The organism is Nocardia sp. Marseille-Q1738 (assembly GCF_965283145.1).
Genome location: NZ_CBDIMS010000001.1, coordinates 603,987 through 627,376 on the forward strand (window position 1 = coordinate 603,987; position 23,390 = coordinate 627,376).

Annotated in this window: 12 protein-coding genes; 6 read left to right on the plus strand and 6 right to left on the minus strand. The window is 66.5% G+C overall.

From position 1 onward, the window contains the following. Window positions 1–174 precede the first annotated feature (174 nt). The 4 genes from ACWPXK_RS02735 to ACWPXK_RS02750 all read right to left on the minus strand — a co-directional run bounded on the left by ACWPXK_RS02735 (window position 175) and on the right by ACWPXK_RS02750 (window position 15,253). On the minus strand, window positions 175–11,685 hold the full coding sequence (locus ACWPXK_RS02735) for a LuxR C-terminal-related transcriptional regulator (RefSeq protein WP_454194411.1): 11,511 nt from the start codon (window positions 11,683–11,685) through the stop codon (window positions 175–177). Between the two features lie 35 nt (window positions 11,686–11,720). Further along, window positions 11,721–13,397 carry a hypothetical protein gene (locus ACWPXK_RS02740; RefSeq protein ID WP_454194412.1) on the minus strand — a complete coding sequence of 559 codons (1,677 nt, stop codon included), beginning with the start codon at window positions 13,395–13,397 and terminating at the stop codon, window positions 11,721–11,723. 419 nt (window positions 13,398–13,816) lie between these two features. Then, window positions 13,817–14,425 (minus strand): hypothetical protein, encoded by a 609-nt coding sequence (locus tag ACWPXK_RS02745; RefSeq protein ID WP_454194413.1) that lies wholly within the window; start codon window positions 14,423–14,425, stop codon window positions 13,817–13,819. Between the two features lie 495 nt (window positions 14,426–14,920). Then, window positions 14,921–15,253: a hypothetical protein gene (locus ACWPXK_RS02750; protein WP_454194414.1), complete on the minus strand. Its 333-nt coding sequence runs from the start codon at window positions 15,251–15,253 to the stop codon at window positions 14,921–14,923. A gap of 666 nt (window positions 15,254–15,919) precedes the next feature. Between ACWPXK_RS02750 and ACWPXK_RS02755 the strand changes: the two genes are divergently transcribed. From ACWPXK_RS02755 to ACWPXK_RS02770, 4 genes are all read left to right on the plus strand, one after another. After that, window positions 15,920–16,972 carry a helix-turn-helix transcriptional regulator gene (locus tag ACWPXK_RS02755; protein WP_454194415.1) on the plus strand — a complete coding sequence of 351 codons (1,053 nt, stop codon included), beginning with the start codon at window positions 15,920–15,922 and terminating at the stop codon, window positions 16,970–16,972. After that, complete coding sequence (locus ACWPXK_RS02760) at window positions 16,969–18,408, plus strand: pyridoxal phosphate-dependent aminotransferase (protein ID WP_454194416.1); 1,440 nt, start codon at window positions 16,969–16,971, stop codon at window positions 18,406–18,408. The genes ACWPXK_RS02755 and ACWPXK_RS02760 overlap by 4 nt, the downstream gene beginning before the upstream one ends. Continuing rightward, window positions 18,405–19,370 (plus strand): hypothetical protein, encoded by a 966-nt coding sequence (locus ACWPXK_RS02765; protein ID WP_454194417.1) that lies wholly within the window; start codon window positions 18,405–18,407, stop codon window positions 19,368–19,370. The genes ACWPXK_RS02760 and ACWPXK_RS02765 overlap by 4 nt, the downstream gene beginning before the upstream one ends. A 156-nt stretch (window positions 19,371–19,526) precedes the next feature. After that, entirely contained in the window at window positions 19,527–20,294 is a 768-nt protein-coding gene (locus tag ACWPXK_RS02770) for an SDR family NAD(P)-dependent oxidoreductase (RefSeq protein ID WP_454194418.1), read from the plus strand. Here the strand turns inward: ACWPXK_RS02770 and ACWPXK_RS02775 are convergent, their stop codons facing one another. Then, on the minus strand, window positions 20,295–20,933 hold the full coding sequence (locus tag ACWPXK_RS02775; protein ID WP_454194419.1) for a class I SAM-dependent methyltransferase: 639 nt from the start codon (window positions 20,931–20,933) through the stop codon (window positions 20,295–20,297). A gap of 148 nt (window positions 20,934–21,081) precedes the next feature. Between ACWPXK_RS02775 and ACWPXK_RS02780 the strand changes: the two genes are divergently transcribed. Both ACWPXK_RS02780 and ACWPXK_RS02785 read left to right on the plus strand, forming a co-directional pair. Then, window positions 21,082–21,216, plus strand: coding sequence for a hypothetical protein (locus ACWPXK_RS02780; protein WP_454194420.1), 135 nt, complete (start codon window positions 21,082–21,084; stop codon window positions 21,214–21,216). A gap of 21 nt (window positions 21,217–21,237) precedes the next feature. Then, window positions 21,238–21,639 carry a hypothetical protein gene (locus ACWPXK_RS02785; protein WP_454194421.1) on the plus strand — a complete coding sequence of 134 codons (402 nt, stop codon included), beginning with the start codon at window positions 21,238–21,240 and terminating at the stop codon, window positions 21,637–21,639. Between the two features lie 691 nt (window positions 21,640–22,330). Here the strand turns inward: ACWPXK_RS02785 and ACWPXK_RS02790 are convergent. Further along, entirely contained in the window at window positions 22,331–23,377 is a 1,047-nt protein-coding gene (locus ACWPXK_RS02790; protein WP_454194422.1) for a stage II sporulation protein M, read from the minus strand. Window positions 23,378–23,390: the final 13 nt, after the last annotated feature.

Here is a 23,390-nt window from a genome sequence, read left to right on the forward strand (position 1 = left end):
GGAGCGGGGTTGCGCTGTGGGTCGGGTGCTGCGGGTTCGCCGGACTCCTCGGCCGAGGTGGGTTCGGGTTCGTCGTCTCCGCGGGCGAAGCCGCCGCCGTCGATGTGGACCTTTCCGAGCTCTTCCAGGCGTCTGTTTCCGCGTAGTCCGCCGGGGTTGAGGGGGTTACGGAGGTCACCGAAGATGTCGTCCTCGGGGTTGGGAACGATATGGAAGTCGTGCGGGGGCGGGGGGCGTGCGGGCCTGCGTCGCGGGGTGGGGTGTGCTCGTCGCCGCCGGATCCGGAGTGAGGACTGCGTCGGCGCTTTCCGCCCCGGTGGAGTCCGAAGCGGTGTCGGCGGGTGGCTGCCAGTTCGGCACAGTTACGGTGGTGGCGCCAGCCTGCTGCGAATCAGTTTCGTCCGCAACGGTTCTCAGTCCGCCTTCGGTGATGGTGTCGGCATGCTGGATATCGGCGTTTGCTACCGGTACGGTCGCATGCTGGCCTGGCGTCGGCCACACCACAGGCTCGGGTGCAGCGGGCTGTGCCCGTGATATGACGGAACCCTGCTCCGGCTGTTGTACCGATATCGATCGAGTGGAGACTTCATTGGTCTGCTGGCCGGGAGTTGCAGACATGCCGTCGTCGGTGGTGTTGTCCTCCCTTTGGAGATTGTCGGCTACAGGACGACCTTGATCGGTCTCGATAGCGACGCCATGGACTGCGGCCAGACCTGGGAGGCCGAAATCCGGTCCGGATTCGTCGAATTCGAACCAGATCGTCGTGCCGTTTGCAGCGCGTCCGTATCGGTGCGTCAGCAGATTGAGCTTGCCCGTCAGGTACATTTCGAGGAATTCCGGTAGCACAGCCCCGGACTCGCGGTCTGGTGCAGATACTTCGACACGCATCATGCGGCGCCCCGGTTCACCGGTCTTCATAGCCGTGATGTCGGCGCTACCCGTCGAGTTCGTGTACATCGAGATCAACTCCGCACCCAAGCTGACCGTTGAACGGGCATGGTCGTCGTTGGTCCAGTCGCTGGTCAGAGTGCGAAGGTCGTCGCCGAGTGCAGTGAGCGCGTCGTCGTAGAGGATCAGTCCGTCGCGCGCCAGGGTTAGGTGCAGATGGTTGACAACGTGCGCGAAGGGCGGTCGTGGCATCCTATGCTCTGGGGTTACCCCGTGGAGGTCGGATGGCGGCGGATACGGCGCCAGCTCCGGAGCGCCGGGCAGCGGCCCCCATCCGACGATGTTCCGGTCGGCTCCGGGCAGCCAGAAACTATCTGTGCTGCCGAGGTGCAGCAAGAAATCGGACTCCCAGTCCGGGAAGCCGCCACCAGTCGCATGGAAGTCTCGAAGATCGGCGAGGAAGGTTTCATCCTGCACGCCCAAATGCTCGGCAATACTGTTGATAACGCCGGGTTGCGCCATCTCACCACCCCACAGCGAGACCGATGTTGTCGTGTAGCCTGCATCTCGGAGGCGAGCATTCATTGATACCGCAAAAGCACCCGTCTTCCTCTCCCAGATCTCCTGGTCAAGCGCTAGGTGGTCCATGCCGACCAGTACGGCGATTTTAGTGTCCGGATTCTCGTGGGCAACTCCGGCGATTGTTTTCGCCATATGCGACTCTCGAATATCGCGCAGCGGCGAACCGAACTTCGATCCCGGACTTCTGACGTCGAACGGGACAATTGTGATCCCTGCCGCGACCATTGCATAGACCAGTCCGGACGACCCACCCCATGCTGGTCCGGCTTCTACATTGAACAAATTTGCGGACCTGCCGTCGTTCAGGGCATCGAACGCTGGGTGCGGGCTCGCCTCAATACAGAAGTGTGTGACACCGGCCGCTTTCAGCGCGGCAGCTTGACGGCCCAGAAAGACGCGTCCGGATATATTGCTGTGATCCTCGCCGATCAGCAGGATTTGTGAATTCTCGACCGGCGTATTCCAGTCGACCTCTTGTCGGTTCCGTACGGCCGAATACAGCGCCGCTCGGGTCGGGTCGGATGTCGCGTCCGGTTCGGCGACTGGGGTCGCATTCTCGGGCGTCGTATCTGGCGAGTTAGCAGGGTCGCCCGGCGCCCCATGTGGCGGTGACCCAGCTGTCGGTGGGGTGGGTTGCGCCGCCTCTCCTGGATCTGCCTCGGCTGCCGACGCCGCGGCATCACTCGACCGTTGCGTCGGTGCGGTGTCGGTATCGTCTCGGTGTGGTACGCCCGGACCATAGGGGCGGCCCAGCGGATCGTCCTCATGGTGATGGAAGACTCGGGGGTCGGGTCCAGGTCTGCGTCCGAATCGCCGGTTCTGCTTCGGGTCGGGTGGGAGGTCGAGGACCGCGCGGGGATCGACATCGTGGAAGGGTTCCACGGCGCCCGGTAGTGGTCCGGTGGCTCCGGATCCGCCTGTGCGGCGAGTTGAGGATCGATTGGTGGTCGTGCGGTCCGGGGGCTCGGTTGTTTCGGAGCCGCTGGTGGGCGAGTCCGGGACGGTCATGGGGAGGATGCCGGTGCGCAGCGCAATCGCCACCATCCCTGCGTGGTCGCTGTTGCCAAGCTTGCGCGCGATCCGACCCAGATGGGAGTCGACAGTGGCCGTCGATATTCCCAGGTCGCTGCCGATGTCGCTGTTACTCTTGCCTTCCGCGATCAAGCCGAGCACCTCGACCTCGCGATCGGTTAACCCACCGTGGCCGGCGGCGGGGGCGGGTTCGTTCACGGTAGCGGGAAGGAAACCCCTGCGCAGTCCGATCGCTACCATCCCAGCTCGGCCGCTCGTGCCCAGCTTGCCGCCGACTCGAGTCAGCCAGCCCTTCACTTCCGCTGGGGAAAGGCCGACTTCCACCCCGATTTCCCTGTTCGTCCGGCCCTCGGCGACCAGGCCGAGGACCTCGACCTCGCGATCAGACAACTGGATGTCATCCGTAGGAGTCGACGGATCTGCGACGGCAGCGGTCAACGGGAGGATGCCTGTGCGCAGCGCGATCGCGACCATCGCCGCTCGATCGCCGGTACCCAGCTTGCCGCCGATGGTGGACAGCTGGGTCTTGACGGTGGCTGCCGAAGTACCTAGCAGTGCCCCGATTTCCTGGTTCGTCTTATCCGCTGCGACCAAGTCGAGCACCTCGACCTCACGATCGGTCAGCCCGCCGTAACGTGGCGACTCCGACGCCGCGATGCTCGGGTTCTGCTCGCTGGGGGCCGGTATCGGCTGCGCCTCGCCATCGGCCAGCGCTGCCGCATGTACCGCCTTCGCCAACCTCTCCACCGCGGCGCTCTGGAAGATGTCGATAGTTTCGCCACGATGCGCTGCTTGCACCGCCTCGGTAATCAGCCTTCGCTGAGTGGAATTCAGGGGCTCGCGGGCACGCCGCAGCTGCGACTCGGTCATCTGCGCCAACGACTGGCTCACCGGGTCGGACTCCGTAACGCCCGGACTGGTGACGAAAGCCTGTGTGAGCGCCTGCCGGTAGCGGACAAACCCGGGATCGGGCTCCGGCGATCGAGGCTGCTGCAGTTCCTGAGTTGCGGGCCGCTCGCCACGCCTGTCGGATTGCGGCGATCGAGGTTGGTCGGTTTCCGGTGCAGACGGGGCAGCCGAATGTGTATCGAGATCGTGCGCGGTGGGTGTTGGTTCGCTTGTGGTTGCAGGGGCGGTGAGCGGGAGCATGCCGGTGCGCAGCGCCACCGCGACCATCGCCGCACGGTTCACGGCATTGAGCTTCTTGCCGATGCTGGTCAGGATATGAGTTACCGTTCTCGGCGAAACGCCGAGTTCCGTATGGATTTCCTGGTTGGACTTGCCCTCCGCTACCAGTCCGAGAACGTCGATCTCGCGAGTGGACAACTCGCCATCGGCGTTTGTCTGAGCTCGTTCGGCGGTGGTCGGGTCGAGGGGAAGGAGGCCTGTGCGTAGTGCGATCGCGACCATTCCCGCACGATCAGTGATGCCCAGTTCCTCACCGATGCGGGCGAGGTGGATTTCCACCGAGCGCGGTGATATTCCCAAATCCTCCGCGATGTGTGAGGTTGTCTCGCCGTCTGCTACTCGACCAAGTATGTCTATCTCACGGGCGGACAGATCTCCGTTTACGTCGGCGTCGGCAGGATTGTCGAGCGGAAGGATTCCCGTGCGCAGGGCGACGGCGACCATCGCCGCCCGCTTGCCGGTGCCGAGCTTCTCGGCGATTCGAGTCAGGTGGGCGCCGACAGTCTTCTCCGAAGTGTCCAGCGATGTCGCGATGGCGCTGTTTGTGTTTCCTTCCGCTACCAGGCCGAGTACCCGGACCTCGAGATCGGTCAGTGTGGCATCGCTCGGTGGCTGCTGCTCCGCGGGGTCGAAATCGGCAGGTAGGGGGACCGGTGGTGTCGCGGGTTCTCCGGCGAGGTTTTGTGCGTCCTGCGCTCGCACGACAATGGTCGCCCGATCGCCGGTACCGAGCTTCAGACGAATGTTTCTGAGGTGGACTACTACGGTTTGGCCAGAAATTCCCAGGTGGGTGCCGATTTCCGCGTTCGACTTGCCCTCGTCGACCAGGGCGAGTACTTCGATCTCGCGCTCGGACAACGTGGGTGTGGGTGTGTCTGTGGTGGTGGGGTTCTCGCTGGGGAGAAGGCCTGCGCGTAGCGCTGCAATTGTCATTGCCGTTCGATCACCGGTGCCGAACTTCTTACCCATGCGCAGAAGGTGGGAGTCAACGGTGCGTTTCGAGAGCCCCAGTTCCGTACCGATTTCCGGACTTGATTTGCCCTCCGCTACCAGGGCGAGTACTTCGATCTCGCGCTTGGACAACGTGGGTGTGGGTGTGTCTGGGGTGGTGGGGGCCTCGTTGGGGAGCAGGCCCGCGCGTAGCGCCGCCACCGCCATTGCCGTTCGATCACCGGTGCCGAGCTTGCGACGGATGTTGGTGAGGTGGTTGGTGACGGTGGATTCTGAGATTCCCAGATCGGTACCGATTTCCGCGTTGGATTTACCCTCGGCGATCCGGGCGAGTACTTCGATTTCGCGCTCGGACAATCCACGACTTGGCGAGTCCTGCGCCGAGTCGTTCGGCTCGGCCTGCCGACCACCGCGCGGGTCCACCTCCGGCGCTGTGGGCGTCGTCGCACCCGTCTCGGGCTGCGTTGTCGAAGGAATCAGGACCTCGAACCAGATGTCCTTGCCAGCCGGGCTCAGGGTGACGCCCCACACGGTGGACAGCTCTTCCATCAGTCCGATACCGCGACCGTGGGTCCCGGCCTCCAATGCACCCAGATCGAACGCTTCCATGTCGAAGTCGGCTGTGTCCAGGTCGAAGCCGCTGAAGTCGCTCTCTTTCTGTCGCTTCGGCAGCCCGCGGCTTTCGTCACCGATCGCCACGCGCAACTGGTTCCCGTCTACCCAAACCCGGACTTGCGCATGGCCCTCGGGGGCATATCGATCGACGTTGCCCACCAACTCCGACACCAACGTGACTACGTCATCGAGCTGACCTTCCGGAACGCCGATCTGCGTCAGGAAATCCTTGACCGTGCGCCGAGCCTGTGACGCGCCGGGCGCGACGGCACCCGGCGGGAACGTCAAGTTCACCGCGGGTTCGGGCATTGCCTGCGACGGATCCCGCTCGGCGCCCTCGGGGAGCTCGAACCACACCGTCGTTCCTTGGCCCTGCGGCAGTTCGAAGCCCCATGTATTCGTTGCCTGCTCGATCAACTTCGCAGCGCGCCAACCGAAGGCGGCCCCTTGCGGCTTGGCGGGCAAGTCCCGATTGTTGTGATCGGTTACCTTCACCAACGCCCGTCGGCTACCTGGCTCCCCGAGTACCTGGACCGACACCTCCGGATCACGCAGGTCCGGGCGATTTGGGTCGGACAGTGCCAGCGCACGCCGCACCAACTCCTGCACGATCGTCTCGGCCCGATCTCGGTACCCCTCGACCGGCCAATTCGCCAGAGTCTCGTGGACGGATCTGCGGGCCCGTTCCACGAGCTCACGGGTCACCTGTGGGTTTCGCCTTGCCGGAGGATTCCGGTCTACCACCAGCGGAGCGCGGTCGCTCAAACCAGACAGTTGTGGAGCCGAACCAGATTGGGATCGTCTCTCGGGGCTCTGCCTGCTTGTCCTCCCGGATCCGGCGGATTCGGGGTTATCGGGCGGAGGAGTCGTTGCCTTCCGCGGTGGTTCAGGTAGCGGGGTCGGCGGCGGTTGCTTTTTGCGCTTGGGCGGTTCGGGGCCGTCGCCCATCGACGCCTGGGCTCGGGGGATGAGGCGGTTTCGTTGGACCGGCGGCTTGGGTCGGGCGAGTTGTCGGGGTGGTGGTCCGGCCACGATGGGTACGCCGGATTGGTCGGGGTTGTATTCGAGGCTGTCGGGATGCTGTTGGGGTGCCGTGGGTTTGTGGGGTGCGCCCGGAGTTTCGGGGTCGGGTTCGAGGGCGTACCGGCTAGGCAGGACGGGTGTGGGGTCTGGTCGCTCGGGATTGGCGTCCAGGTGGGTTGCCGGCGCGGCAGGGTGCCGGCCTGGCAGTGGTTCGGGGACCTCCGGTGGGCGTGGCTGCGCGGAGCCGGGTAGGTTCGCGCGATTGCCGTCGGGGTCCTCGGAGGTCGGAGTGAAGGCCGGGGAATCGGCGGGCAGGCGAGTCGGGGTTGCCGAGGGTACGCGCGGGATGACGGGTATGGCGTTGGCGGGTGGTTCGTCCTCCAGGGGGTAGGAGACGCCCGGGATGGTGACGTAGTCCCCTGGCGGTCGCTTCCAATGCTCGGCTCGCTCGGCCGGGTTCTGCCATACGTTGTGTTCCCGGGGGTCCGGCACGATCGTTCGGGGTGGGTCGGGCACGATCGTGCCCGGTGGTGGGAACCTCGGTTCGGCGGTGGGTTCGTCGTCGTCGGTGCCCAGACCGATCGCGGCGAAAGGTTGGGCCTGTGGCTGTGTGGGTGGGGTTTCCGTGGGGTCGGTAGTCAGAGGTCCGGTGGACGGGGGCGGTGTCGGCGGGTTGCTGTGGGCGGCAGGGCTGTCGGCGTCCGGTGTCTGGCCCGACAGTGCTGGCGCGGTGTAAGCGGTGGGGCTCAGTGGGTGCGTTTGTGCCGCGGAGATGTTCGCGTCGGGCATGGAGCCTGACGTCGCTTGCGCGGTGGTTGCGGGAGGTTGCCTCGGTGGGCTCGTTTGTGGCGCAGGGTTGGCGGCCTCGGAACGGGGTGCCGGTGCCGTGGCATCCAGAATCGACCGAGCTGGGTCCGCTGGTGCGGCGGCGTTGTTCGCGTCGGTAACGGGATGGGTCGACGCCGATCGGGTGGCCTCGAGACCTGGTTTCGGTGCGACCGCGGGGGTGCCGGGTCTGTTCGCGTCGACGGTGAGTCGTGACGACGCTGCCGGTGGTGTGACCCCTTGTTGCGGCGGGTTCGCCGATGCAGGGGGATTGTCCGTATCCGCTTGTTCCGGAGTCTGCGCGAGTTCGGTTTCGAGCCGGGCGAATTCGGCATCGAGATCGATGAGGGGGCGTTCGTTGCCGGCCTCTACCAACCGCACCCCGTCGAGGCTGATTTGGACCATGTACGGACTGCTGCCGTCTTTCGCGACGAGTATCTCGGTGCTCAGCGCACCGGCGTCCGGTTGTGCGATCGGCGCGTCGGTGATCACGTCGGTGCCCGTCTGGGCCGGAAGCACTTGCACGCCGCCGGGTTCGACCTGATTTGTCGGCGACATCTGCCCGCCCCAAGCACCTTCGAGCGGTGCGGCGATCGCGACCGAACTCCTCGCCAGCTGGGACATGTCCCATGCAGGCCACCCGGTGGCGCGTCCAGGCGAGGACAGTGGCGAACCAGGTTGCGGGCCAGGGGTTCGCGGATACGGAGTGGTTCCCCCTCCCTGATCCGGAGACTGCCCGGGCTCGTCGCCGGGGCCGCTCTCGAACGCGGTCACGTCCGCGCGCAATTCCGGTGATTTGTCGACGATGTCGCCGAAGAGCTCGTCGATCATCACCTCGGCCGCCGCCATCATCTCTGTGGTGACATCCGGCTTTCTCTCATGACCATCTCCCGATACGGGCTCGGGAGTCGCCTGCCGCGGGTTCGCCTGGCTGGTGACGGACGTGCGTTCAGGAGTCGCTGCGGTCAACGCCCACGGGGTCAGCCCACCGGTCGCGCCACCGGAAACACCACCCACGCCGCCTGCCGCCACCGTGCCGAGCGCGCGTCCGCCCACCGGGGTCACGGCGGGTGCGATGACAGACTGGTATCTGGCATCGGTCGTGCCGGGGGTCGGCCGACGAACCACCTTGTGATCTCGGCTCGCTTCCGTCCGCTGGCGCGGTGCACTGTCATCGGAGTTCTGCGTGTTTGCCCGCCCGGACGGGGTCTTCGCAGGGACGTTCGAGGCATCTTGGGGCGGCGGTTGCTGTTTGCGCCGTTTGCGACGGTCGGACTCGTCGCCCACCGACGCCTTGGCCTCGGGAACCATGGGTTTCGCCTTGCCCGGTTCCGCCGGTGGCTTCCGCTTGCGTGGTTTGGGTTCGCCGTCGCCCATCGACGCCTGGGCCTGTGGGATGAGGCGCTTTCGTTGGACCGGCGGCTGGGGTGGGGTGAGTTGTCGGGGTGGTGGTCCGGCCACGATGGGTACGCCGGATTGGTCGGGGTTGTATTCGAGGCTGTCGGGATGCTGTTGCGGTGCCGTGGGTTTGTGGGGTGCGCCGGGGGTTTCGGGGTCGGGTTCGGTGGCGTACCGGCCGGGCAGGACGGGTGCGGGGCCTGGTTTGCCGGAATCGGCGTCCAGATGGGTCGGGGGCGCCGCCAGATGGCGATCCGACAGCGGATTGGTGACGTCCGGAGGGCGTGGCGATGCGGGATCCAGGGTGTTTGCGGTGTGGTCGTCAGGGTCCTGGGAGCTGCGTGCCAATCCGACGGAATCGTCGGGCAGGGGAGTCGTGGCGGGTAGGTGGGGTACCACCGGTATGGCGTTGGCGGGTGGTTCGTCCTCCAACGGGTAGGAGACGCCGGGGATGGTTATGTAATCCCCTGCCGGTTTCTTCTGGACGTTGTGGTCCCGGGGGTCTTGCTGGATGCTGTGTTCCCGGGGGTCCTTCTGGATGCTGTGCTCCCGGGGGTCCTTCTGGACGTTGTGCTCCCGGGGATCGGTGAACTCCTCTGGATCGGCGGAGGGTTCGTCGTTGTCCGCGCCCGGTCGGCTGGTGGTTGCGGCGTGGGGCTGGGCCTGGGCTGTTGTGGTGGTTTGTGCGTGTTCTGCGGGGTTGGCTGTCGGGGCGCCGGTGGATGGCGTTTGTATAGGGTGCGTTTGCGCGGCAGGGCTATTCGCGCCCGGGGTGGACGCCGATTGGGGGGTCGTGTTGGGGACCGATTGCCGGGATGGAGCGTGGACGGCATCCGGTGTCGGGTGTTGTGGTGCTGATGTTGCGGTGTATGCCGCTGCCGCTCCTGATGCTGCGGCTGCCGATGGGAGCGCTTGTGCCGCGGAGGATACGGAGCCCGACGTAGCGGTGTCGAGAGGTCGTTCCGGTGGCCCGGTTTGTACAGCAGGGCCATTGGTTTCGTTCCCGGCGTGTGACGTCGGCGGAGTATCCGAGGCTGATGGTGGGTGCGGTTGTGCGACAGGGTTGTTGGCGTTCGCGTCCGGGTGGGTCGTCGACGCTGGCGGTGTGGCATCTGGATTCGGCGGGTCCGCCTGCGCTGCGGGGTTGTTCGTGTCGGTGCCCAGGCGCGTCGTCGTATTCGTAGGATCCGGAGCCGGTCGTGGTGGGGTTGCTTGCTGGACAGGGTTGTTCGACTCAGCAGCGGGCCGAGGCGGCGATTGCGGTGTGCTGTCCGGAGCTTGTTTCGGTGGGGTCGGCGGCAAGTTCGTGTCGACGGGTGGCGACACCTGCGGCGTGGTGTCGGTGGCTTGTGGTGCGGGTTGATTGTCCGCACCGACTTGTTCCGGGCTTTGGGCGAATTGCGCTTCGAAGTGTGCGAAGTCCGCATCGAGATCGACAACGGCCGGTTGGTCGCTGGTCGGCGGCGCGCCGGTATCGGCGGTCGGCCGTACTGCCATCGGTTCCTGTGGTGCATCGGTACCTATCTGCACCAACTGCATGTCCCCGTCCGGCCCGATATGGAGCACGTATTCACCGCTGCCGTCGTTCATTCCAGCGGTGTGCCCAGGGGTATCCAATGGTGTGCTGCTTGCGTCCACGACCGTGTCGGTGCCCAGCTGTGGACGCACCTGAGCTCCGCCGACGTCGATCTGCGGCTGGCCGAAGCTGGCGTCGGGGCGGTCCATGGTCCCGACCGCCCCCGAGGGGTCCTGCAGTCGCAGCATGTGCTGCGTCTGATTGATAGCAATAAATGGGTCACCGCCGCCAGAACTTGCCCCAGGGGAAGACGGCAGGTGCGGCGAACCCGGCGAACCCGGGTGCGGGCCTGTGGTACGAGGGGTTGCTCCTGTTCCTCCTCCCAGATCCTGTCCAGGCGCGTTGCCAGGGTCGTTTCTCGCTATCAGTGCGTCGAGATCCGGTCCGAGGTCGCGGTAGATCCCCTCGATCTCCAGCATCATCTCGACCTCCGCCATCTTCTCGGGCGTGAGGTCACCTGGCCGGTCGTCACTACCGTCCCCGGACAATCGCTCATGAGTCCTCGCCCGCGGCGGCTCCACCTGGGAAATGAGCTCAGGACTCGCTGCTTGGGTCCGGGGCGGCTGACCAACCCCAGGCTCGGTAATCGCCAGCTGTGGCGACGCACTGTCCGGAGGTTGGCCGACATCCGGGGATGCGACTCGTCCGGGGACCTGCCCGGCATCCGGGGACGCGACTCGTCTGGGGACCTGCCCGACATCCGGGGACGCGACTCGTCCGGGGACCTGCCCGGTGTAGGCGGCGGCCCGTGCGGCACGCACCGCGGCTCCCGCAGAGCTGACGAGGCCGGAGGTGAACCCTAGCCACGTCATGGTGGCGAGGTCCTTGGCTCGCACTTCCCCATTGGTCAAAGCCCACACGGTCACGGCACCCGCCGCACCACCGGCGACACCACCCACGCCGCCTGCGGCTACCGTGCCGAGTACGCGTCCGCCCACCCGGGTCGCTGCGGGCGCGACGGCACCACCGGCCACGCCGCCCACGATCCCGCCGACGGCACCGGCCGCCACCCCAAGGCGCACCTTCTCCCAATCCACCTTCTGCAGGTGGCCTTGCTCGATCTGAACCCGCTGCGCGACATAAGGGACCCCGCCGCCGATCACCGCCCCGAAGAACATGCCCTTGGTGGCCAGCGCCACCAAAGGGTAGTCGAGCTCGAACCGGGCCACCCGGACCAGCATCGCCATCAGGAACCCGCGCTGCGAGACGGCCATCGTCGCCTCACCCTCGGCTCGCTTCACAATCGCGCTCGCGATACTGCCGGGAGGAGGCAGCACCATACTGGCGATCACCTGCGCGAGGATCACTCCCGCAATGCCGAAGATCGTGTACAGCTGATACTCGACGGCATTCCGGAAGTCGTACAACCGCCGGGCCATGGCGTTGCTGTACTCGATCTGCGCCTGTGTATCGGCAATCAGCTGCCGATACTGCTTCTGGATCGCGTCACCGGTTTCGCCCTCGACCGCCTGCGCCAACCGCGCCCGCGCCGCTTCCAGCCGATCCGCCAGAGCCTCGAGGCCATCCGCCGTATCCGACCAGGCGTCCGCCGCCCGGCCCAACGCCTCCGGGAGGCCCTTGGGAATATGCCCGAGTACCAACTCCACCAGCCACTCGGGGAAGTGGCCGGGTATCTGTACCACTACGCGCTCGACTGTCCGCGTACGTGCTCGACGGCCAGCCGGTGCAGCACCTTCGCCGGTCCGCACGCCCTATCGCCACGCAGCTCCACTTCGGTGAACGACTCGACCACTGCCGCCCTCGCGTCGAAACGGCCAGCCGCGAAGCAGGCGCGGCCCAATTGGGCGCGCCACTCCCGGTAGCCGCGGACGATGGCCGCGAGCGTGTCGCGGCGGTCCCACGGCCCGCTGATGCGCCGGTACTCCATGATCAGCGACCGCTGCGCCAGCTGCCGGACCAGGGGGCCCGCCGCCGCCTCCAGGATCCGGCCGAAGTCGCGCACGATGGTCGAATACATCGGCCGTTCCCGTGATCCTGCTACTCGATCTCCCGATCGTGCCGCGGCGGCCAGCTTTTCGCCGAGGACGGCGGGGTTCGCCACGACAACCCGGTCGAGCAGGATCCATGCGCCCGTCACCGGCTCTTGCCCCTCGTCCACGGCCCGACCCCAGACCACGCGGGACACCGCCGCATCGCGCAGGTCGGTGATCTCGATCCCGCCGAGATCGAGGAACGAATATTTCCCGAGGATGCCGTCGACGGCCGCCGCGATCTCGTCAACCGTGTGTTTCTCGACGCCCGAGGACTCGAACCCGACGATCCGCAAGCCGTGCCGGGCGGCGAGCGCATGGGCAGCCGCCACGGCGGCGGGGTCGGTCCGCACGCGGGGACGTTCCGGTTGGGCCGATACCCGTTTCGGTCGACGCTCGGCGTCTTTTCCGGGCTTCGCGGAGTTTGCCGCACCCGGTTCCGGACCTGTGCGACGGGGCGGAAAAACCTGTCCCGGCGAAGGGCTGCCGGGCGCAGTTCGCGACCAAGGCGTGCCGGGTGCGTTTCGTAGCCAGGGCGTATCGATCGGCGGTCTCGCCCAGCGGGCCTCCGGAGGGCGCCGGGCGGCTGCCGGATCGGACACGCCGGGCTTGGGCGTCGTGTTGGCAGCAGGTGGTGTAGTGGCGGATGGCGCTGCCGGGGACTGCGCAGCTGGTGCCGCCGGTGGTTGCACGGTCGGAGACGTAAGGGCCGGAGCAGTCGGTGCCGCGGATGTGTCCGGTACCGGCTCCTGGTCGAGCGGAGTGGGAGTCGCGCTCGGACCGTAGTCGGTGGCATTCGGTTGTTCAGGCGCGACCGGGTAGCCGCCGGGCTGATACACCGGGGAGTTGGCTGGAATCTGAGTCTTCGGACTGTCCGCCTGGGTAAACGGAGGGGCGTCGGAAGTGGCAGTCGGCTCGAGCTGGTTGGGCGTGGTGATCGGTTGCGGTCCAGGGCTCCATCCCGGCTGACCGAACGATGGGCTGAACGGCACGGAGGCGCCGGGATCGAAGCCGGGCTGCTGGTTGCGCAGTTGGGAGCCGAGATTCTGATCTTGATTATCGAATGTCTCGTCGACGCCTGCGACGCTGCTGCTCATCCCGTGAAGGTTGTGGACCAGGTTCTCGAAACCGGTGATCCCCTCCTTTGCCGCTGGCTCGTAGCTTTCGCCGAAGACCCGCCCTGGCTCGTCGTTGCCCCAGCATTCGCCCTCGCTGGCCAACCTCTCCTTCAGGCGTTCGAGTTCCTGCTGTGCCGCGTCGGCGATGGCTGTGAGTTCCGGAGCCAGAGCCCGCAGCAGGTCGGTATCCACCCGCAACAATTGACCCATGGCCCGGAAAGTCCTCCACTCTGCGTCAGCGACACTGAGAGGTAGATATTGTGGACCACCGGCTCGCACCAGCACGGCGCACGACCTCCCACTATTGGGAAGGGATTCGGAGGGTCTGGTGGTGAGCTTGCGGCGGGTGGCTGGGCATCGGCGGCGTACCGACACAAAAAAGTACGGCCAGCAGCATCGCGACCGAGGTGAATGCTGCGGCCGGGCGCCGCATCGGCCGAGCAGTCGCCACGTCGAAGCCGATCAGCTGCCGCGGCGCGGCGACAACGGCGCTGGTAGCAGATCGCATCGCTGACCACGTCCGGCAGCCGACTCCATCGATGAAGCCGCTCGGCGACGACGCGGATTCGGGCGGGTATCGAGGCACCGCTATTCGGTATCGCCCTGAACAGCGGGCCGATCGGATTGATCTACTTGCGCGCCGACACCAACTTCGGCTCGTGCAGATCCAAGTAGGTCACGTCACCCATGAGTCTTTGTTCCTCTTCGAACAGCGACCTCAAATCGTCGGGAATCTCCATCTTCTCGTGTTCGCGGGCTTCGGCTTCGGAGGTGAAATACACCGCCTCGACGAACCCGTCGGTGCCGCAGGTCCCGAGGGTGCCGCCGATGATTTCCGGGCGCAATTGGTGCACACGGTCGCCGGTCTGCTCCAGCAGTTCGCGCAGTCGGCCCGCGTCGCGGGTGTGGCCCTCCATGACCTGCACGAATCCGGCTCGATCGGAGCCGCCACCCATCCACTGGGTCACGTTGGAGCAGTCCAGGAAGGTGACCGGTCCGTCGAAACATTTCTGGGTCTCGGCCCACCAGGTGCCTTGTTCGGGCCGCTGGCTGTTGCGCCGGGCCGCCTCCTCGGATTCGAATCGAACCAGCGCGACGAACGTTCCGTCGTCACACAGTCCGCTGGTCATGCCGAGGTAGCCGGCGGCTCCGGGTTGTAGTTCCTCGGTCCACTGATCCATGCGCTGACGCAAACGGGCGGGGTCTGCGGCTTTGCCTTGAATGACTTGGATGAACATCTGATCCTCCTTGTGCGGAGCGATCTCCACGGTGTCGCGGGGCCGGCGCGTCGTGGTCCACCGAGGGCAGGACGCCGCACGGCCCGCGACCGCGGCCGACGCACAATTAATCGTTCGCTCCCCGGATGCCGGACGCAAGTAGGAGGGCGCTTACGCGGAATGCAGAACATGCTGCGCCGCGAGCTGTGGCCGTGTCCGAGTAGGTGTCGTGGGGTGTGCTGGCCGGTCCTGTGGCAGTGGCCGCCTCGCCTCCAGTGCGCGGGTGCAGTGGTCCGACCTGGCGACGGGGTTCCGGCAGCATGGACATGCCGGATCGATACACCGCGCGGCAGCCGTGCGATTGCGGTCCGGCGCCGGTCCGGTAGTGACCGGGGCGGGATAGGTCATCGCGATCGTGACCGCGGGCGGACGGTCACCGTGTTCCCGGGATTCGGGACGTTGTCGGTGCCGTGATGAACCGATGTCGCGATCCGGGGGCGGCGGGTCGGTTCCGGGTCAGGCCGCCGGTATGGGTGTGTGCGAGTGGCGGGCGTTGTCCTGATCGCGTTGCGCGATGCGGAGGTACAGCCGGAGCAGCACGTCGCGCACGCTGAAGCCGAGCTCGGCGGCGCGAATGGCGGCCACTTCGAGCGCGAGGTCGTTGGCGGCGGTGCCGGGGTCGCTGAGCAGTTCATCGAGCACCATCCCGTTCACGGCTTGTTCGCGGGTCAGGGCGACGGTGGGCAACCAGCTGAGCTCCCATGCTCCGCCGGGGGAAAGGGACAGCAGCCGTGCGTTTTCCGGGGTGATGTCGCTGGTGATGATCGAATCGGTGATATCGAGTGCCATGCTCCGCTCGCATTCACTGTGCTCGGGATGACGCGGAACCGCGGTGGGGCTGAGGACGCGGTGACCGTGCTCGGTCACGGCCCGAACGCGGTGGATCCGTCCGTGCCTGATTGCTGTGTGTCCGAGGGGTTCAGAAGATCGGCGCGTTGCCGAGAAGGGCGGCCGGCCGGGCGATGCCAAAGCTGTTGCCTGCGGTGCCTGCACGGCGCCATATCGAGGTATCCGTGTCGGGCACCTCCTCGAGTTATCGGGCCACCGGGACTCGGCAGGCGATAACTGTTGTGCCGACGTCGATTTGCGGTGGCTTCGAGGATAAGGCTAAGTAACGCCACGTGAGGATGTCAACTAAGCTTTAACGCATTGTGATGATATTGAATAAGCTAGCAAGCTTGAACTAGCAGGCAGCGTGATTGGATTGTGGCGGATTTGGTCCCCTACATCGGTTCTCGTGGATGAATCGAATACTGCGGAGCGTACTTTTGTGCCGACACGGCAACGCTGCGTCACGCAGCTGCGAGGAAGTTGAAGTGCGACTGAGCATCTCGTTGGCAACGATACGGCGCCTGTCGCGATTCATCCGATGCCCCTTGACACATCGTGATTAGAATGTCGCAGCGTGACACTCTGTGAGCATGGGTATGCACGACTCGGGATGGGAGGCGCGGGATGGCTGACTCGGGCTCGGACGAGCAAGTCGGCAACCTGGTCCGCAGGCTTCGACTAGAACGCGGATACACCCAGGCGGCGCTCGCGACGAGGGCAGGTTGCTCGCGCAGTCTCATCCAGCAGATCGAGAACGGCACCCGGATTCCGCCGCTCGCCCTGCGCGAACGTTTGAGCCTTGCCCTCGGGGCGGAATTGCCGACGGACGGCAGCGCCGCTCCCGCGACCGGCCCCACCAGTAGCGCGTACTACGACCTGCGCATGCGGTTCAACGTCCTGCTCGGCAAGGACCCCGAGTTGGTCGAGCGCGCACTGGGTATCGCGCAGAGTCTGATCGACGCCTCCGGCGCGCGGGAGGAGATCGAGCCGCTGCGCCTGATCGCCGACCGGCAATTGGAACGCGCCGAGGAGATTCTCGCGCAGATCCCTTCGCGCAGCGCCACGGTCTGGGAATGGAACACCGTCAGTGACTGGCTGACGATCCTGGAGCAGGCCACCACGTCGGTGCGCGCCATCCACACCGCGGATCTGGGCACGATCGGCGGCGACGTCGGCGATGACTACCACGCGGCGATCCTGCGCTTGGCCGACAAGACCCATCCGCCGAAGATCGATGTGCGTCGGATGTACGTGCTGGACACCATTTCCGACGTCTGGCCCTACGAAGACAAGCTGTGGAAACAGGCTCGCTCGGGGGTGGAGAGTGTGCTGGTCAAGCGCGAGTACGCGCGCAACGCGCAAAGCATGCTCGTGGTCGATGACCGCTACGTGGCGGTGGGCGAATACGACTATTCCCGCCAGGCGCGGGTCGCGACACGCTTCTCCGTGCTCAAGCACGACGTCGCGTTCGCCGTCCGGCGCTTCGAGAAACTCTACGACCTCAGGCGCGCCGGGTCGGCCATCGTGGTCGATCAGATCGTCGCGGAGCCGCCGCTGACCGGCTTCGAGCGTCTGACCGAGGGCAACTGCCGCAGCATGTTCCGCGCCGCACTCGAGGAGAAGTGGAACGCGATGCCCGCACCAGGGGAATCTTCGGTAGAAGGCGAGGTGCCGTGACGCGGAGCCCGGTGCTCACCGATCCGCTCGCCGATCTGGCGACCCTGACCAACCGCTCCGAGTCCAGGAAACGGGAAATTCGCGGGCACTTGTCGCCGGACACCTGGTTCGCGGGGACCGGCGGCCGCCGCTACTCGGGCGTTATCGACGCATACCACGGCGAGACCGGCCGTGCGCCGGATGCACAGGCCATCGCCGCGCTGGACCGCGCGTGGCGGGAGCTTCTGCATGTCGCGCCGTCGGCGGACTACCTCGACGGACGGTTGTATGACAAGCGGCAGCCACTGAGCCTGCGAGAGTCGGCGGCACGCAGGCTCTTCGCAGGCCTGTCGCATCCGGTGGAGGGCGTCCCCGGTGTGCGGGTGCGCGCGGAGGAGGTGATCGTCTGTCCGTACTCGAGCACGATGCTGCTCGAGGAAGCGATCGCCACGCTGGCCAAGCCCGGCGGGGTCATCGTCTGTCCCGAGGGCTTCTACAAGAGCTCCAGCATCCACGTGGAGAAATTCGGGCTGCGGATCGTGTCCTGCCCGGTTTCCCCGGACGACGAGTTCAAGATCGACCCGCTGCGCCTCGCCCGGTGCCTCGACGAACTGCGCGCGACGGGCGAGTTGTGCGGCGTCCTGCTCACCCTGCCGGGTAATCCCGTGGTTGCCGACTACACGGCGGCCGAACTGGCGGAGATCGGGCGGGTTCTGCTGGACTGCGGTGTTCCAGTGATCTGCGATATGGCCTTCGACCGGCTGGTTGCCTCGCACATCCCGATCGCGGCGTTACACGTCGAGTCCGACCAGGGCATTCGGCGCCTGTACGACGTCGTCTTGACCATCACGGGAAACTCCAAGGGCTACAACGCCTTCGGTCCGTGCAAGCTGGGTGCGGCGTGCACCGGCGACATCGCGTGGCTGCAGCGGATCAGGGAACGGCTCACCATCTCCTTTCAGCGCGAGACCACCCACTTGGTCCGCGCCATCCTCGAGCACACTTCCGAGGACTACTTCGAACGCAACCACGCGCTCATGCGCGCGCAAATCGATAAGGCCGCCGGGCACGTCAGCGCGATCAACACTCGGCTCGGCGCCGACGTGCTGCGACCACTGGGCAGCCAGGAAGGCATGTTCCTTTCGCTTGTGTTCGATCGGGCGCTGCTCGACGCCGCTGGTATGCATACCAGTGCGCAGGTGGAGGACATACTGCTCGCGGTCGCGGGCGTAGACAGCGTGGCGCTGGACCGGACCGGCTCGCTGCGTCCCGGTGTGCGCCTGAATGTCCTTGCGCCGCGTAAAGCGCCACGGCATGAGTCACCCGCATTGATCGACGAACTCTTCGACCGCGTCGAGCAATTGCTCCGCGACATCGTCGATGGACAAACCTATCGCGATGCGCTCGCCGCTCGTGGCCTTACTGCCCTTGTGGCGGAAGCGAGGACCCCACGGTGATCGTGGGCGTACTTCGTGAGACGGCTCCCCGGGAATCCCGCGTCGCGCTCACTCCGGACGATGTGCGCGGACTTTCGACGGCGGGACTCCAGGTTGTCGTGGAGGAGGGCGCGGGACGCGGCGCCGGTTTCGCCGACTCCGCCTATCGTGCGTCCGGGGCGCTCGTCGTCGCGGATCGCGCGACCGTATTCGAGCGCTCCGGCATCGTGGCCTGGGTGAAACCGCCGGCCTTCGAGCTGGCTTCGATGCCGTTGCGGGCCGGGACGACCCTGGTCGGGTTCCAGGATCCGCACTACCGCCGCGACGAGATCGACCGGTTGCGTGGGCGCGGCGTCGAATCGGTCGCGTTCGACCTGGTGCCGCGCGACGACACGACGATCGAGATCGATGCGCTGTCCACCATGAGCCGGATCGCGGGCGCGGTGGGCTACGCCGAAGGCCGAAAGCTGCTTCCCCCACAAGTGCGGTCACGTCCGGTCCGCTCCCTCGTCTTGGGTTGCGGGGCGGCCGGGCTCGCCGCGATCGCCGCCGCGCACACGTTCGACGACGAGAAGCCGAGCGCGGTCGGCAACCGACTCGAACAGGAGTCCGCCGCTCTCGGCGCGGGGGCCGGGCGCTTCGTGCCGAACCAGAACGACAACGCTGCGCTGCTCGACCTGCTCGCGACGACACCGCCCGACCTCATCGTCTGTACCGCCGTGCACCGCGGATCCTGCGCGCCTCGCCTGCTCGAGCAAGCGTCGTTGGACCTGCTCGCTCCGGGCACGGTGATCGTGGACCTGGTAGCCAAGGCGGGCGGCAACTGCGTCGCCACGGTGCCGGACACCACCGTCACCCTGCCGAACGGCGTCCTCGTCACGCATCGCTCGAACTACCCCACCGCCCGCCCGAGGGCGGCCAGTCATGCTTATGGCGCGGCGACGGCGGCCATGATCCTGCGGATCGCCGAAGGGCCGCGCTGAGCCCGACAGCCTCGCGTTCGGTCGCGGCGCCGAGCCATCGACCCCGGGATGGTCCGCACGCGGGAGGCGCTGCCAGTAGGTCGCCGGTGGGCGTGCGCGACGGTGATGCGGCGGAAGTGCCTTGACGATCAATGAGAACGTGTTCTAATTTTTGGCATGCGCAGATTTGACGGTCGTCGCGTGATGGTGACGGGAGCGGGATCCGGCATCGGTCAGGGCATCGCCCTGCGGCTGCTCGACGAGGGTGCCCAGCTGGTAGCCGCCGATATCGACGCGACCGGCTTGACGGCCACCGCGGAGAAGTCGGGTGACGGTGCCGCGCGATTGCGCACGGTCGAGGTGAACATCGCCGATCCCGAGTCCGTGCGCGGTGCCACCGAACAGGCGCTCGACTTCCTCGGCGGCCTGGACGTGCTGGTCAACGCGGCGGGCATCCTGCGGCCCGCCCGCACCCACGAGATGTCGCTCGAGGTGTGGAACCAGGTCATCGCGGTGAATCTCACCGGCACCTTCCTGATGACCCAGGCCGCGTTGCCCGCGCTGCTGGACACCGGACACGGGGTGGTGGTCAACATTTCCTCGACCGCGGCCTTCAGCGCGGCTCCCTACCTCGCGTCCTACGCGGCGTCCAAGGGCGGCGTGAACTCCTTCACCCACGCCATCGCCCTGGAGTACGCCAAGCAGGGGCTGCGGGCGGTGAACATCGTTCCGGCCGGTATCACCAGCGGTATCACGACGAAGTCCATCCTCGATCAACCCGAGGGTTTCGATCCGCAGCTCTTCTCCCGGATGACCGGGTGGCTGAACGGGGGAGCGCTCGGCAGTCCGGAAGATATCGCCGGGGTGGTCGCCATGGTGGCCTCGGACGACGGACGCTACATGACAGGGACCGAGATCCGGGTCGACGGCGGCGCGCTGATGTAGTTATCGGGGCGTCGCGACCAGAAGGTGGTGCGGAATCGGCCGGGTCGACAGCCGCTGATGCTCGACGGTGCAGCCCGCCTGCTCCAGTGCGGCGCTCACGTCCGGCACCGGGCGCAAAGTGAAGCCATAGGGCGTGAACGGCAGCTTTGCCATCGCGTCCGGGTCACCGATGCCGATCACCAGGCGACCGCCCGGGCGGAGCACCCGGGCGAGCTCGGCGCAGGCCGCGGCCAGATCCGGGACGAAGTAGACGGTATTGACCGTGATCACGGCGTCGAGGCTGTCGTCGGCGAGCGGCAGCGCGGTGAGCGAGCCCTCGGCGAGGCGCAGTCGGCCGGAACCGATGTCGCGGGCGTGACCGGAGCGGGCGCGCGCCAGCATGTCGGCGGAGATCTCGATGCCGTGCACGACGCCGCTGGCGCCGACCCGCTCGAGCAGCAGCGAAAGCCCCGCTCCGCCACCGAATCCGACGTCCGCGGCGTTTCCGCCGGGCGGGACGGCGGCGGCCTGCACTGCGCTGGCGATGGCGGCCTTGTTGCCGCGGTTGAGCAGAAGAGCGATACCCTTGCCCACCACGCCGTGCGGGTTGCCCAGCTGACTCGCGAGGGTGGACAGCAGGCGTGCCCGCACACTGTTCATGGCGCCATCGTATCGACCCCGCGTCGGCGGACAGAGCGCTGTAAACCCGAATGCTGTTCCGCGATTCCATTGGCCGACCAGCGCTTCGCTGAGCACTTGGAAGCGCCGCCGAGCTAAGACTCCGCGTTCCCAAACGAAGGATGACCGCATGCGCCGCGCGCTGACCATTCTCGCCGCTTGCGCGCTGGCGCTGCTGCCGAGCGAGCCCGCCTCGGCGGCCGGGGACTGGGGACCGCTCGCACCGCGCCATTTCGCCGAAGGCGGTGCTGGTAGCGAGAATTAACCGGTTGGGATCGATCGCTCCGTGTTCGTCGCGAGTACGTACGGCTACCCGTATCCGGCGCTGCCCGAGGGCGCGGGCCCGGCGGTGCCGCCGAGCGCGCCGTTCACCGGCGGCATGACGCGGATCGACGTGGCCGACAACGGATGCCACACGGTGTGGGAGACCAGGGCCCGCAGTGCGGCGGTACCGCGTCTGTCCACCGCCGACGGCGCGCTCTACACCATCGCTCGCGTCGGCCCCGACCACTCCACCCCCTTCGACGGGCATGCGTTCACCATCGTCGATCCGGATACCGGTGGGGTCACCGCCTCCCACTCACTTCCCGGCACCATCGTCCACGATCCGCTCCAGACCGCTCCGCTGATCACCCACGACGGACGGATCCTCCAAGGGACGGTGACCGGAATCCTCCGCATCGGCTGAGCAAGGACACGCAGCGCGGTGTGATGTGGATCTCTCGAACTCCGCTGTCACGGTGTCCATTTCGCGAGGTTGCGGCCACTTCGGAGGGATGGTGAGGCGAAGATCACATACCTCTTTATGGTTGCGCCCGAGGTGCTGAATGGCGGCGATAGGGACCGGTGGAGAGGTCCGATGTCCGGGCCGGTTAATACCGAGCCTGTCGGGGAACTGACCGGTCTTCCTCGGTCTGGGCTGTGTACTCGTCGGTTTATTCGTCGGTAAACCAACTTTTGGTCGCTTTCTATTCGTCAGCTGCCAGCAATCGTCATTTCTGGCGGATGAACGTGCAGGTGAGAGCGCATGTCGGTTAACCATGGAGTGGTCTATCCCTGGCATAGCTAACCCGCCCGGGATATCCGCGACCCCCTTGGGGAGCGATTCTGAGGGGCGGCCGGAGAGATATTACGAGGATGCGGTAAGCGTGCTGAAACAGTAGACGCGGCCGCCGCGCGCGGTTTGCTGGGAAGGGGTGGAGAGCGGATGCCGCAAGGGTTTGCTGGCGTGCTGCTTTATACGCTTGACCTCGGCGGGGACGGTTGCGTAGGGATAACGATTGTGTAGAGTTGTCGGTAACGCTGGCCGCAGCTCGAGCAAGACTCGCTGCGGCCAGCGGAACTCAAATGGGGGACTCGAAACCGCTTCGTAATCCGGCTTAGCTGTCGGTTGCCCGGGCTGCTGTCGCTCGGTGTGTGCTCAATGTTGTCTGGGTCACAGTCACGAGATGATTCCTCGACGGCTCGGCGGCCTCGCCCGCCTGCTCCAGTACGGCGCGACGCCCGACCCCGAAGACGTAGAGCAGGAAGAACGCCTCGGCGGTGAACCCGATCGCGATACGTACCGGCGCGGGCAGCGGGCTCGGCGTCACGAAGCCCTCGATGAAGCCACACACCAGCAACACCGCGACCAGTCCGAGCGCCACGGTCGCGGTCGCCCGGCCTTGCCTGGCCACCGCCTCCACCCGGCTGAGGCGACCCGGATCGATCAGCGTCCAACCGAGTTTCAGCCCCACACCGCCGGCGACGAACACGGCCGTCAGCTCCAGGGTGCCGTGCGGGAGGATGAAACCGAAGAACGAATCCAGCCGCCCCGCATCGGCCATCAGGCCCGCGGTGACGCCCAGATTGAGCGCGTTCATGAACAGCAGGTACACGGCGGGCAGGATCAACACGCCGGTGAACAAGGCTATGGCCGCCACCCACGCGTTGTTGGTCCACACCTGCGCGGCGAACGCACCCTGCGGATGTTCCGAGTAGTACGTCTCGAACGCGCCGCCGGGCGCGGTGAGATCCCCGCTGTCACCAGGGATTCCGAGAACCTTTCGCGCCGAATCGAACCGGTCCACCCAGATGGCCAACCCCGCCGAGACGAGCAGGAACACCGCGGCCACGCCGGCCCACCACGGCCAGGACCGGTAGAGCGCCGCGGGGAAACGATGGCTGAAGAACCGGCCGACCTCCTGCCAGGTGTCGGTGCGCGTCCCCAGCACCCGGCCTCGGGCCCGGGCCAGCAGCGCGCTCAGTCCGGCGATCAACTCCGGGTCGGGACTGTGCGACTGCAATCGCGCCAACTGCTGGGACGTCCGGCGGTAGAGCACGACCAGTTCGTCCGCCTCGGCGCCGGTCAGCTTGCTCCGGGTGGACAGGTAGTCGAGCCGTTCCCACGCCCTGCGGTGCGCCAGGCTGTATGCGTCCACGTCCATTCGGTTGCCTCCC